Consider the following 13,535-nt stretch of genomic DNA (forward strand, 5'->3'; position numbering starts at 1 on the left):
ACGTGGACCGGAGAAGGCGGAGGCCGGCGGGTTCAAGGGATCGGAGCCACTGTCTCATTCTGCCGATATAACGATTGACCCCTCACCTTCGTCCTAAGATACGGTCGGTCCGTCGAAAGAAGAAGACATCGAGGGGGATGGTGGCGGCTCCTTTGGCAGACGACGGTGAGGGTGGAGCTTCTTTTTTGTCCCTTTGCGAGCGAGTTCGGGGGCGGCTTGGAGGTGCTGGGATGGAAAGTGACGAAGCGTTGGCCCGGGCTTTTGCAGAGGGTCATACTGGATCCTTTGAAGCCTTGGTTTATCGATACCATCGCCCGATTCACGCTTATATCCAGCGCCTACTGGGAAGAACGGAGCCGGCGGAGGATCTGGTGCAGGAGACATTCTTTCGGTTCGTCCGGGAGGTACAACGGGGACGAGTGCCGGAGCGGGTTCGCCCGTGGCTCTACCGGGTGGCGACAAATCTGTGCCGGGATTATTGGAAGGCGGCGCAGCGGCGATCGGAGCCGGGGCTGCTCGAGGACTGGAGCCCGGCGGTGCTGGAGAAACCCTCGGTGTCGGAGATCTATGAGCGCCTGGAAACCCGGCAGATGATTCGGGACGCCTTAGATGAACTTTCCGAGGTCCAGAAGCGTATGGTCATCCTGCGATTTTATCAGGACCTGACGTACCGGGAGATCGCCGAGGTGTTGGAGGTGCCGGAGGGGACTGTCAAAGCATACCTGTTCAAGGCCCTGCGCCACCTTCGGGAGGTCTTTGAGCAGAGGGAGCCGATGGGAAAAGGGGGCGAAGGGATTGCGGCCAGGGCAATATCCAGGCGGTGACAGGCTCGATTCGGAGTTGATGGAGCTGGAGCGGATGATACGCCCCCGTTTGGCGCCCTATCCGGTGAAAGAGCCCACCCCGGAGGAAAGCCGTCAATTGCTGCAGCACCTTCTGCAGCGCGCTGAGCGGCAGGACCCTCTGCCGGATCTGGAAACCCGGGGAGTAAGGCGGCGGATGCTTTCCCTGGGCCAGTTCATCCGGCTTCAGATGGGGACTTACGGATGGGGATTCTGGGCGGTGAGCCTGGTGATTTTTGTGCTGCTCACCCTTTCTGCGACCCAGATGTCCCAGGGGCCGGGAGAGTCGTCGCCCAATCTCTATGCTTTGATTTTGCCAGGTTATGTGGTGGCAGCTGCGGTTTACGGTCGGGTATCCGGAGATCGGAGCATGCGGCTGGTGGAGAATACCGTGCCGTTCCCGCCGGCGCTGCTTTGGCTCATACGGATTCTGGTGGTGACGGGGTTGAACATCGCCTTCGGGGTTCTGGGGACGGCGCTTTTGGCGCTTACCGTGCGTGGGATGGAGCCTTTTTTGTTCTTGGTCCACTGGCTGTCCGCGGTGTTTGCTACGGGTGGGCTCACGGCCTGGGTGCTTTTTCGCCGGGGGGTTCGCCCGGCCATCGCCACGGGCATCGTGGTCTGGGCGCTGGCCGCGGTGGTTCAGCAGCAGTCCTTTCTGGGAGCTGCCGCGGTCTTCTGGGCAAGCCTGCTCTTGCTCGCCGCCGGCTTGGCGGCGATGGTGCGGGCCGGACGAAGGGGGTACGCGATGTGGAAGGCCTGGCTGGAGTGCCCGGCCTGACCGAGTGGCCTCTACACCCCCGAGGGTAGAAGGGCGGCCAGGAGGTTTGAAACAGCTACAAATTATGTGTGTGAATCATGGTGAATATGGTAATATAAAATCATGAGATACTACTCGATCGGCCAAGTCGCTAAATTGTTGGGGGTATCTGTCGATCGCGTTCGAGCGTGGGAAAAGCAGGGCAAGATCCGCTGTATTCGATTGCCGTCCGGGCACCGAAGGTACCCCGAAGAAGAGGTGAGACGAATTCTGGGGCAACCCTCGGTGACAGAGGGTGGGGGGCGGGTGGCAGTCTATGCGCGGGTCTCCACCCGCAAGCAGGCAGAAGCGGGCAATCTCCAGCGACAGAAGGAGCGCCTGCTGGCCCATGCAGCTCTCAAAGGTTACCGGGTGGTTCATGTGTTTGACGATGTGGCTTCGGGGCTGAACCCGAATCGCCGGGGACTGAAACGATTGGTCAAGGCCCTGGAGAATCGGGAAATCGACCGGGTGCTGATTGAGTATCCCGACCGGCTGGCGCGATTCGGGTTCGAGTACCTGGAGTGGATCACCCGGATGTGCGGGGCGAGCATCGAAATCGTGGCCGAGAAAGAACCGGAGGACATGCACAATGAGTTGGTGCGGGATTTATTGGCCATCGTCACGTCATTTTCCGCGAGGCTTTACGGAGCCCCAGGCGGGCGCGCGGTTCGCAAACGGTTTCGGGAGTGGATGAAGGATGCCGAGGCCGAAGCAAGAGGCCATGAGTCTCACGATTTGCGGGGAGTGGTTCCCGGAGACAGGGGGACTCCCCCGGTCTGAGGCGTGGGCCCGGGGAGAGGAAACCGCCCTGGAGACGGAGATGCGGCTGTTTGGGTCCTGCATGCGGTGGGCGTTTGGCAGGTTGCAAGAAGGCATGTCCCGGGAGGAAATCAAGAAACGGGGGCAGGTGCTTTTTGGCCTCAACTCCCGGTATGTGGACGACGCCCGGCTGAAGGCCCAGGCGGTGTGGGACTCGCAAAAGGAGCTTCTCGGCATCGAAATCGGGGAGACCGAAACGAAACTGCGCCGGGCGCGGAAGAAGCTCGGTCAAGCGATGCGCAAGCTGGAGAAGGTCCGGGTCAAGGGAGATCGCGTCGCCACCGACAAGCTGCATCTGACCGTCCAGGGGCGGCAGGCCCGGGTGCAAAAGCTTGCATCGAAACTCGCCGAACTACAGGCCCACCAAGAGGCGGGCACGATCCCGAAGGTGGTGTTTGGAGGCCGGGGCCTGTGGCGGAAGGTCTGCCGGGGGAAGGTAAGCAAAGAGACCTGGCGGGCGGCCCGGAGAGGGCGGCTCTACGCCCGGGGGGACGAGACCAAGGGCGGGAACCCGAACATCCGGGTGCGGGTCCGCGGGGAAGGGTTCGGGCTGGCCGTGGCCCTGTCCCACTTGGCGGAGGCAAAGGGCACCGACGCTTTGGGCCGGCCGCGGACAGGGAAAGCGCCTCGGGTGGAAGGGAAGCTGTGGTTGCCGGAGAAACACCGGGGGTTTGTGAGACAGGGGGTGGCGATGGGCTTGCCCTACGCGGCCGAAGTGGTGCGGGGGCTGGACGGCCGGTACCGGGTGAAGCTGACCTGGAGTTTGGCGGGGATGGTGAAGGCCGACCTGGGGAACGGGTGCCTGGCTGTGGACATCAACCCGGACGGGGTGGCGCTGTGCCACGTGGGAGCGGACGGCGGGCCGAGACCGTGGCCGGACCATCTGGTGTGGATGCCGGACGGTCTTGGCAAATATCCGGGGGAGTGGCAGGCGACAGTTCACCCGAACGGGTTTGCCTACGTGCGGATTCCGGAGTTGGCTTACACCCGGGGGAATCGTCGGGAGTACCTGATCGGGGTGCTGGCGAAGGTCGTGGTGGACGCGGCCAAACTCCTGGGGAAACCGCTGGTGATGGAAGATTTGGCGTTTGGGAAAGACCGGCTGGACACGAACCGGCGGTTCAACCGGATGGCGAGCCAGTTTCCGTATGCAAAGGTGTCGGAAGCCTTGCTGAGGCGGGCGTGGAAAGAGCGGGTCGCGATCAAGGCCGTCAATCCCCGGCACACCTCCACCATCGGGCACTGGAAGTATGAGAGGCGCTACGGGGTGGTGATCCATTGTTCTGCGGCACTCACCATTGGCCGCCGGGCGCTGGGGTGCCGGGAGAAAATCACCCGGGAATTGCGGGAGAGGATTCACAAGCTGAAGGCGCAGAAGGGTCGGTCTTTGCCGAAGGAAGGACAAGGGATGACCCGGAGTGTCAAAGCCCTCTTGGGACGGCTGGAGACGAAGATGGTCGTACACAACAGCTCGGCCACGTGGCAACAAGAGCGGCCTTTAGGGATCTGGCTGGATTTCAAGAGATTGGCGTTGGCGCTTCGGTGACCCCGTTTCGCCGGGATCGGGAAAACCGGTAGGCGTCCTAACAGAACGCAGGAGGCGGGACCGGAAGGTTCCCAGGGGCCGGTGCCGTTTGTTGCGGAACGTGGGTTCCCGCAAGGCCGTGCAACGGACGTCCGGGCTCTGCCGTTCTCCTGTTCGGGTGGGACTCCCGGGCCGAGGTCTCCGGTCGCGTGTCCGAAGGGACAAATCCAACATCCGGAAGGAGGCGAACGCCTGGTCTGGAGGCCGGTCTGCTTGGATCTGAGATTCAAGTAGATTTTTTGAACCAGGAGAAGCTGGATGATTACCATGGTCGGTGTTCATTTTTGCCGGGAGGGGTTTTGTTTGGCCATCCCCGGCCGCCTGACTTTGGGGCGGGGGCTGACCCTGCTCGTCGGGCCCAACGGAGCAGGAAAATCAACCCTTCTCGAAGTGCTCTCCACGGCGGCGATGCCCGATAGAGGGGAAATCTGGTATCGGGATCGGCGGGTGATGGAGGACCTGACTGGCATCCGGGGGACGATCGGCTATCTTCCCGCCGATTTTCAACCTTATGCTCATATGACGCCAAGGCGATTTCTTCAGTACATGGCCGTCCTCAAAGGGGTGGATCCGGGCATTGAAGTTGAGGAAAAGCTGGCGCGAACCGATCTCGTCCCCGTTTGCGACATCAAAATTGCTAAACTGTCTGAGGGTATGAAGCGGAGGTTGGGCATCGCCCAGGCTCTTCTCGGGTCCCCGGAGGTTCTGTTGCTCGATGAACCTCTTACCTACCTGGACGGGGTTGCGCGGCGTAAAATGATCGAGTTTTTGACTCAATACGCCAGAGGCCGCACTGTGGTAGCCGCCAGTCACGAACTGGATGAATGGGATCAGGTGGATCGGATCGTGTGGCTCGAGCAGGGTCAGCCTGCTTTTTTCGGGCCGCCGGAGCTGTGGGTGACCGGGTTGGGGGAAAAAGTGTGGTCGAAGGTGCTCGATCCCGAAGAGCTCGAAGGGCTGGAGTCTCGTCGGATCCTCGCCCGGCGGTGGACAGGGGACCGCGTCCGGGTACGTTTTTTTGCCCGGACGGCGCCCGGAGACGGGTTTCGGGAAGAAGTCCCCACTCTCCAAGAGGCCTACGTGATTCGGCGGGAGGAGCGGCGGATCGGTCCCTAGGCTTGCGGTCTCCTGTCCTGGCCCGACTGGCGGTTGTCGAAGGTTGCGGGAAAAGGGTGAAGCAGGGTCGCAGTCGTTTTGTCGCATTCGTCTTACGCCCAAGTCGCGTCCTCCATCGGTGTGATGCCCTCAAGGATATAGCCCAATTCGTTGGCAAAATGAAGGGAAAGAGGTTCGGGGAGACGGCTCAGAGCCTCCCGGATCCCCAAGCGTTCCAAAATGTCGTCCAAAGATTCGGGTATTTGACCAATAGATTCAAAATATTGGCGCACGTCATCGACAAAATCGTAGAAAGCTGCACCAAAGCGGAGAGAGTCGTCCTCCAGAGATTCGAGATCGGCGGTTTGTAACCGATTCCACTGTTCCAACAGTTGACTCACACGATCCTTGACCACCTCTTCCATCGTTCTTCCCTCCTTGGTTTCCCCGCAGCGGTGTTTCCTTGGGGATTGTGAAACGATTCACGAACCACCGGCTCCACCCGGCAGTTTCGCATCTTTATTCTACACCCTCGGCGATCCCAGAAGATCGAAAAAACCGTGAACTGTGTGGCAAAACTTCGACATGTGAGTCTTGGGAGGCAAGACCTTTGGATGAGGGGGCTCCCCGCCAAAACCACCATAGGGTTCGGCGAGGAGGCCTTAGAGCAAACTGGCAGGCTCAACTTCTGACCACCTTCACACCTCCGGAGGACGCCGGTCCGCCCGAGGACGGGTTTCTCCAGTTGGGCGGCCAGGCGGTGGAGCGAACCTTCCTCGTCGGCAAAACAGAAAACCCGGGCCAGAGCCCGGGGCTTTGCGAGTTATTTCGCACTCGGCACTGCGTCCAACATCACCTCTTCCTGGGGCTTGACTACAGCGACTCTTTCGTCCCCGGGCATCAAGGGCCGACCCGTTTTCACGACAAATCGCAGCCAACTGCCGGCCATCCAAGATGTGACCAGGGCCAGCATGACCAGTACGGCGAAAAAGGGTTCACTGATGAGCCCCAGGGAGAAGGCCACCGTCGACAGCACAATCCCCGGTCCGCCCCGGGCGTTCATCGCCGCCGCGAGGTTCATACTGGTCAGCCGATCGAGATGCAGAAACCGACAGGTGAGGTACACCACGGAACCCTGGACCGCCGTTGCGAAAAGGAGGTAAAGGAGGAAAAAACCCAGGGGGAATTGCTTCGCCAAATCGAGTTGCAGCCCCACCATGGCAAAATAAAGTGGAATGAAAAAGGAGAAGGAGATTTCGCGGATGCTATTTTCCACGCGATCGAAGAGATGCTCCGGAAAGGCGAGCTTGACGGCGATACCGGCGAGCAACGCCCCAAACATCACGTCCACGCCGAGATAGCCGGCGAGGAGGGCCAGCATGAGCAGGATCGCCAAAATATAGCCGAGAAAAGAGGCCCGCACGAGAATGTTAAACCGGTTTCCATTGATCCGCCGAAGCACCCGGGGCAAAACGAGTAAACAGACGGCGATCAGCCCGAAGGTGGCCCCTGTGCTCCGGAGGACGGTGGCGATTCCTTGCTGGGACTCGTTGCCAGCGAGTCCCGCGGCCAGGGCCAGCCCCACCCACAAGAGAGTATCATGGATTCCCGCCACAGCCACCACGAGCTTGGCAAATCGAGTGTGCATCACCCCGAGATCGAACAAGATTTTGGAGATGACCGGAATGGATGTTACGGCGATGGAGATGGCAACCACGATTTTAAAAGCGACCAGGCTTTGCGCCGGCCCCAGGAGATGGGCGGGATTCATGAACCCCGTGAACATCCATCCCGCGGCGAAAGGAATGACCGTAGACCCGGCGAGAATCGCCAATCCAATGGACGTATCGCCCCGGTTAAACTTGGGTTGGAATTTAAGGCCGGAATTAAACATCAGGAAGATCAACCCGAGTTGGTAAACCAAGCCGAGCAGCTTCCCTTGCGCTGGGAACCCCTGGTACAGCCACTGGAAGGTGCCCGGGGCAAAGTGTCCGAATACCGTCGGCCCGAGCACCAGTCCCCCGGCTACCTCGCCGATCACCCGGGGCACTGTCAACCTTTCCGCCAGGTAACCAAGGACGTTCGCGGCAACCAGAAGGGTGAGTAGGCTGAGCAGAAACCGCGTCATCTCGATGCCTGTTAAGCCCATCGTCGATCCCCCTTAGACATTCTCCCTTTGGTGCCACTGATGTGGCGGTTCGTGCACTGTGCTTGACACCATATTCCAGGACAAGGATCGCCGGACAGGGCGGACTGCCCCGGATGAGCACACATTTTCACGGGAATGTGTTTTCAAATCAAAGAGTTCGCGGGCCTCTCGGATGTGGCAGGGAATCGAGATGGGAACGTCGAATATAGCAAACATTGGCATAGGAAACCTTGGCAGTGGCACCGGCTCGTCGGCAGATTTCTTCAACTGACAGAAAGGAGGCATTGTTGTGAAGGCTGTTCGCGGAGTGGTGGATTATCTGGTGTCGGGGGGAGTGTCGTACATCTTTGGAATTCCGGCGGGGTCCGTGAATGCCTTTTTCGATGAGCTGTACGATGTGCCGGAGATCGAGCCCGTGGTGGCCAAGCACGAGGGTGCGGCGGGTTACATGGCTGCCGCCTATGCCCGTGCCACCGGACATTTGGGGGTCTGCATTGGATCCAGTGGCCCCGGGAGCACGAATCTTTTGACGGGTGCCGCCAATGCGGCCAGGGAGCATCTTCCGGTCCTTTTCCTGACCGGCCATGTGCCCGTGGACACCATTGGGCGCAATGCGTCCCAGGAGTTTGATAGTGTGGCCGTGTACAAGCCCTTTGTAAAATACAGTGTGATGGTGAGGAGGCCGGAAGATCTGGTCGATGAAGTGGCTAAGGCCGTGACGATCGCCTTGTCTGGGGTGCCGGGGCCGGTACACGTGGCCATGCCCATCGACGTCCAATTGTCGGAGGCCGAAGAGCTGCCGCTTCCCGCCTTTCCCAGGCGCGAAAAGGTGTTGCCTGACCCCGAGGCGGTCCGCGAGGCCGCCGTCAGGCTGACGCAGACTCCGGGGGTGGTTTTCGTCGGTCAGGGAGCCCGCCGGGCGATTCCGGAGGTCATCGAGACGGCAGAACTTTTGGGGTGGCCCATCGTCGTCACGCCCCAAGCCAAAGGGTTGATTCCAGAGAGTTACCCCGGATACATAGGCGTATACGGGTTTGCGGGACATGAGAAAGCCGCGGAGTGGGTGAACGATCACCCCGAGAGGGCGTTGTTGATCGTCGGCTCGAGCCTTGGGGAGACGGCGACAAGCAACTACAGCAAGCCCCTGGGGGAGAGGCGGCTGATTGTTCAGATTGATTTTGACAAGACGGTATTTGGCCGAACGTATCGATGTGATGTACCCCTCTGTGGCGATGCGGATGTGACCTTGCAGTGGCTGAACCGGGAATTGCGGGGGTTGGGGCTATCCCGCCACGCCCGGGGAACGCAACTCGTCGCCCTCGAATCCGTGCCGGCGGAATTCAAAACCCAGAATGTGTTCCTCGCCCTTCAGCGATATTTGCCCCAGAACACCCGCTATACCGTCGACATCGGTGAGCACATGTCGTATGTCATTCATTACATGCGGGTCCTGGACTACGATTCCTATGAGATTAACGTGCACTTTGGCCCGATGGGGATCGCCATTGGGTCGGCCATCGGGTATGCCCTCGCCGATCCCACCCGCCCCGTGGTGTGCATCACAGGAGACGGGTGTTTCTTTATGCACGGTATGGAGGTTCTCACCGCAAAGGAGTATCGGTTGCCCATTCTGTTTATCGTGATCAACAACGGGCGGCTCGGGATGGTGCATCACGGACATCTTTTGCAATATCATCGCGCTCACCCCCGGTTTCAACAAGATCCCGTGAACATCGCCGGCATAGCGGCTCACCTGGGGGTCCCCGCTTTACGGGTGGAGCGGTTTGATGATCTTGCCGATGCCAGGGTGGAGAATCTGTTGCAGGCGGACGGACCCGCGGTTTTGGACGTCGCTCTGGTGGACAACCAGGTGCCTCCCATGGGGGATCGGGTTAAGTTTCTATCATCTTTTGGCCATTGAACCCAGCAGCCCCTGTAACTTGGACTGGCAGGACACTTCGGCATCCACGGCGGCACGGTTGTTCGCGGCGCGGGGATCGATGGGGAGCAGAATCTCCACCGTGGTCCCCGCCCCCACCTCACTTTCAAAATGCATCTGTCCTCCGTGACTCTCGATGATCTGGTAACTCATGGTCAATCCTAAACCCACCCCTTTCTCTTTGGTGGTGAAAAAGGGCTCCCCCAGGCGGGGCAGGCTGTCTTCGGGGATCCCCATCCCTTCATCGATGACCCGGATAAGAATGGTCCGATCGTCCTCTTGCCTGGCTTGTACCACGATCTGTCCGCCGCGGGGCATTGCCTCTATCGCGTTTTTTAATAAATTCACCAGCACCTGCTTGAGACGGTTTTCGTCGCAGAGAACGGCGGGGAGGGCCGGATCACAGTCAGTGGCGATTTGAACGTTGCTCAAGATAGCCTGAGTACGCAAAAGAGCGACCACCGTCTCGATTAACACCTTGAGGTCGTGAAATTGAAACTGTACGTCCACGGGTTTCGCCAGGATCAGCAGTTCGTTGATGATCAACTCGATCCGGTCCAACTCGGAGAGCATGATGTTGAAATATTCGTCCTTTGTGTGCACATTGGATTGCAGCAACTGGACGAACCCCTTCAAAGCCGTGAGGGGGTTGCGGATCTCATGGGCTACCCCCGCCGCGAGCTGTCCCACTACCGACAGCTTTTCCGATTTAATCATCAGTTCTTCGGAGCGCTTCCTTTCGGTGACATCTTTGAAGACCACCACAGCCCCTTGGATCCTTCCACCGTCCCTCATCGGCGTGCTCACATAATCCACCGGAAAGGTGGATCCGTCTTTGCGCCGGAACAATTCATCGGTGGCCTGGATCGGTTGGCCGGTTTGGATGGGAGACAGGATGGGGCACGCAGCGAGGGTGCAGCCTTTGTCTTCGCTCTTTCCGTGCCAGAAGACATCGTGTTGCGGGAGGCCGATGATTTCCCCCGGCTCGCGCCCGACCAGGCGGGCCGCTGCGGGATTGCAGAAAGTGATCCTTCCATTCTCGTCCAACTCGTAGATTCCTTCGGTAACCGAATCCAGGATTAAGGTCGTCCGGGTGGAGAGCTTGCGCAGTTCCTCCACCAAGTTCTCCAACATGCGGTTTTTCTCTTTGAGCTCGGTGGTTCGCTGACGTACAATGGCTTCGAGTTGTTCAAAACGCATGGCGTTGGACAATGCCGTAGAGGTCGCGTCTACAATGGATTCGGCCAGGTGCATTTGGGTCTCGGTGTAGGTGCGTGGGACGCCAAGGCTGACCACTGCGACGACGCCGAGTACGTCCCCGGCCACCACGAGGGGGATCATGTACACACCCCGAATGCCAAATCGCTCACAGGCCTCGCGGTTGGGCCGGGGATCCTTCTCCACATCGGGCACCAAGGCGGAACGTTTGCTCCGGATAACGTCTTGGAATAAAAGATCTTCTTCATAATTCAGTTGCAATTTTTGGTGAACCGCTTTCCAATCTTGCTCGGTCCAGTCGGCGCTGCGGTTGAGCCGGACCGGGCGAAACCGGGCCCCGATGGCGTCGGCGATGTGAATGCCGATGTTGGGATTGTCCACAGCCCGGCTGACAAAACGGAAACAGACATTGAGGACTTCTTCGATGGTTTTACACAGGGATAGGTGATGCAGGGCATCGATGAGCAGCTGCTTTTCCGTCAGCAGAGCGTTGGCGTGTTGAAAAAGTTTTGCATTGCGCAGGGCCACGGCGGCCATGTTCACATAAGCCGTGATGGACTCAATTTCCTCCCGGCTCAAGTACATGGGAGAACCGTGGTTGAACAGAAAGGCGAGGCCGAATAATTCATGATCGAAAGAGATGGGCACAACCAGAAGGGATCTCATCTGGAACCGCATAATGACGTCGCGGTCTGGACGAGGGTCCAGGGCGGTGTCCGGTATGTAAATCATCTTTCTTTCCGATACCACTTGGGCGATGAGGGCGTCTTTTGTCGGGTCCGCCACCAGTTGATCCAGGGTGATTCCCGCGATCTGATCAGGTTTCCCCACGAACCCCCGAAAGGTGCCATTGGGCTCCGCCAAATAGATCCCGACCGCCGTGCACTGGATGATCTCCTCGGAGATGGCGGTGACCACGTGTTCTAACACGGCTCGCAAATCAAAGTTCGAATTGATCAACTGGGTAATCTGGGCGAGCCGCAGGTATCGGGTTTGATCGGACATGTCCACCCACTCCTGTCTACATTTGTATGAAAACTGGGAACGAAAACCCCCTGTTGTGAACATAGATCAGATCAAACTATGAAGACCATGCTTTGATCCGCCATGGCTGTTGTGCGGTTGATCGACGCGTGCTCCAGTCGGATCATCTCCCTATGAGCATATCAAAATTGCCTCAGCTTGACATCCCGTTTTCTCAGAATTCTTCCGGAAACCGATTCTACGAACCTGGCCGTATTCCAGCGGCATCTGCGATGAGCAATCCGGCACCGGGAGTTCAGTGCCGGGACCAGTTCCGGTCCAGGGCAAACATATCCTCCTCATCGTGGGGGGATTCCGGACATTCGATCTGGACCGTGACGTGGCCAATGCCAAAGCGTTCTTCGGCAAGGTTCTCCACTTCCTGGATCAAATGTTGCGTGCTGGCGACGGTGAGACAGCCGTCGACCACCACGTGAACGCTCATGGCGTGGCGATTGGATGAAAGGCTCCAAATGTGCAGATCATGGAGGCTGCGGATGCCCGGAATGCTCTGGATAGCTTTGGCCACCTGGCCAAAATCCACCGAAGGCGGCGTGGCCTCCATGAGGACAAGGCAGGAATGCCGGGTCACCCGCCATGCCCCGACGGCGACGGTCATGGCGATGAGGACGCTGATAATGGGGTCGACCAGGGTCCATCCCGTGGTCATGATGATCAGACCGCCGAGGATCACGCCGCCCGAGGCCGCGGCGTCCCCGAGCACGTGCAACATGGCACTGCGGATGTTGAGGTTGTGAGAAGCATCTCGCATGCCCCAGCCGATGTACAGATTGACGATGACGCCCACTGCCGCCGTGGCGAGGAGAACCATGCTATTGACGGGTTCCGGATGGTTCAGCCGCCGATAAGCTTCGGTGCCAATCACAACGGCCACGACGATGAGGGTGACGGCGTTGAAGAGAGCGGCGAGGATGGCCGTGCGATGGTAGCCGAAGGTCATGGCGCCCGTGGGCGGACTCTGGGATTTTCGCACGGCCCACCAAGCGATAAAGAGGGCGAACACGTCGGTGAGCATGTGCACGGCGTCGCTGAGCAAGGCCAGGCTGTTTGACCATAGGCCTCCGACAACTTCCGCCAAAAGCACGACGAATGCCAGGACCAGGGCTTGTTTGAGTTTGTCCTGGGCGACGTGAATCGAGTGGTCGTGGACATGGTCCGATTCCGGGCCGTGGTGGTGTTGCATGGTTGTTCTTCCTTTCACAGGTGTACAGGATTCCCTCTGAACTCCTCATGAACATCCTCAAAGGCGACAATCTTACGGCGACCCCGGCGCAAATTTATAGCCGACCCCGAAGACCGTGAGGATATAGCTCGGGTTTTTCGGATTGGGTTCGATCTTCTGCCGCAAATTCTTGATATGCTGGTCGATGGTACGCACATCCCCCTCGTAGTCGAACCCGCCCAGTTTGAGAATCAAGTCTTCCCGGGTCAACGGGCGATCCGGATGGCGGGCGAGAGTCAGGAGAAGGCGGTATTCGAAGGGGGTCAGCGGGACAAGCACCCCTTTGCGGTAGACTTCCTGGCGCCCGGCGTCGATCACCAGTTCGCCATTGCGAAAGGTGACGGTGTCCGCCAACAGCTCTTCAGGGGACACCCGGCGGAGAATGGCTTGAATTCGGGCCACAAGTTCCCGGGGGCTGAAGGGTTTTGTCACATAATCGTCGGCCCCAAGGGACAAGCCGCGTATGCGGTCCGTTTCCCCGGCTTTTGCCGTGAGCATGAGGATGGGGACTGAAGTGTGGGCGCGGATCTTTTTGCACAATTCTTCTCCGGGCGTATCTGGCAGCAGGAGGTCCAGGACTACCAAAGCTACGGGCTCCCGTTGCAATAAGTCCCACGCCTCGTCTCCCCTCGCCGCTTGAAGCGGGTGGTAACCGGCCTTCTTCAGGTAGGAAGCGACCACATCCCGCAGTTTCTGCTCGTCTTCGACAATGAGAATGTTTCTCGGTTTCCGATTCACCGTCCGCTCCCCCTTTGGCGGCACCGCCCCGGATTAAGAATATGGTACCATACGGATATTCAGCTTGCAGTGCGGAGGGTGA

11 protein-coding genes are annotated in these 13,535 nt (G+C 59.2%); 6 read left to right on the forward strand and 5 right to left on the reverse strand.

Annotated elements, in window-relative coordinates; all coding sequences use genetic code 11:
* Positions 1–230 precede the first annotated feature (230 nt).
* From BTUS_RS01395 to BTUS_RS01415, 5 genes are all read left to right on the forward strand, one after another.
* On the forward strand, positions 231–824 hold the full coding sequence (locus BTUS_RS01395) for an RNA polymerase sigma factor (RefSeq protein ID WP_013074343.1): 594 nt from the start codon (positions 231–233) through the stop codon (positions 822–824).
* Positions 796–1,623, forward strand: a complete 828-nt coding sequence (locus BTUS_RS01400; RefSeq protein WP_013074344.1) for a hypothetical protein — start codon at positions 796–798, stop codon at positions 1,621–1,623. The genes BTUS_RS01395 and BTUS_RS01400 overlap by 29 nt, the downstream gene beginning before the upstream one ends.
* 102 nt (positions 1,624–1,725) lie before the next feature.
* On the forward strand, positions 1,726–2,424 hold the full coding sequence (locus tag BTUS_RS01405) for an IS607 family transposase (RefSeq protein ID WP_013074345.1): 699 nt from the start codon (positions 1,726–1,728) through the stop codon (positions 2,422–2,424).
* Positions 2,342–4,009 carry an IS200/IS605 family accessory protein TnpB-related protein gene (locus tag BTUS_RS01410; protein ID WP_041303552.1) on the forward strand — a complete coding sequence of 556 codons (1,668 nt, stop codon included), beginning with the start codon at positions 2,342–2,344 and terminating at the stop codon, positions 4,007–4,009. The genes BTUS_RS01405 and BTUS_RS01410 overlap by 83 nt, the downstream gene beginning before the upstream one ends.
* Positions 4,010–4,306: 297 nt before the next feature.
* The gene (locus tag BTUS_RS01415; protein WP_013074347.1) at positions 4,307–5,164 is read left to right on the forward strand and encodes an ATP-binding cassette domain-containing protein; all 858 of its coding nucleotides are present in this window, start codon (positions 4,307–4,309) and stop codon (positions 5,162–5,164) included.
* 92 nt (positions 5,165–5,256) lie between these two features.
* On the opposite strand, the gene BTUS_RS01420 is transcribed toward BTUS_RS01415, so the two are convergent.
* Positions 5,257–5,568: a hypothetical protein gene (locus BTUS_RS01420; protein WP_013074348.1), complete on the reverse strand. Its 312-nt coding sequence runs from the start codon at positions 5,566–5,568 to the stop codon at positions 5,257–5,259.
* Between the two features lie 398 nt (positions 5,569–5,966).
* Positions 5,967–7,292, reverse strand: coding sequence for a cation:proton antiporter (locus tag BTUS_RS01425; protein WP_013074349.1), 1,326 nt, complete (start codon positions 7,290–7,292; stop codon positions 5,967–5,969).
* A gap of 289 nt (positions 7,293–7,581) precedes the next feature.
* Here BTUS_RS01425 and BTUS_RS01430 point away from each other — a divergent pair, with 289 nt between their 5' ends.
* On the forward strand, positions 7,582–9,213 hold the full coding sequence (locus BTUS_RS01430; protein WP_013074350.1) for a thiamine pyrophosphate-binding protein: 1,632 nt from the start codon (positions 7,582–7,584) through the stop codon (positions 9,211–9,213).
* On the opposite strand, the gene BTUS_RS01435 is transcribed toward BTUS_RS01430, so the two are convergent.
* The 3 genes from BTUS_RS01435 to BTUS_RS01445 form a co-directional block, all read right to left on the reverse strand.
* A complete protein-coding gene (locus tag BTUS_RS01435; RefSeq protein ID WP_013074351.1) occupies positions 9,196–11,454 on the reverse strand; it encodes a GAF domain-containing sensor histidine kinase in 2,259 nt (752 codons plus the stop codon). The genes BTUS_RS01430 and BTUS_RS01435 overlap by 18 nt on opposite strands.
* A gap of 274 nt (positions 11,455–11,728) precedes the next feature.
* Positions 11,729–12,676 carry a cation diffusion facilitator family transporter gene (locus BTUS_RS01440; RefSeq protein WP_013074352.1) on the reverse strand — a complete coding sequence of 316 codons (948 nt, stop codon included), beginning with the start codon at positions 12,674–12,676 and terminating at the stop codon, positions 11,729–11,731.
* 72 nt (positions 12,677–12,748) lie between these two features.
* A complete protein-coding gene (locus tag BTUS_RS01445) occupies positions 12,749–13,453 on the reverse strand; it encodes a response regulator transcription factor (RefSeq protein ID WP_013074353.1) in 705 nt (234 codons plus the stop codon).
* Positions 13,454–13,535: the final 82 nt, after the last annotated feature.

It is taken from the genome of Kyrpidia tusciae DSM 2912 (assembly GCF_000092905.1).
In the GTDB taxonomy this organism is placed as follows: Bacteria; Bacillota; Bacilli; order Kyrpidiales; family Kyrpidiaceae; genus Kyrpidia; species Kyrpidia tusciae.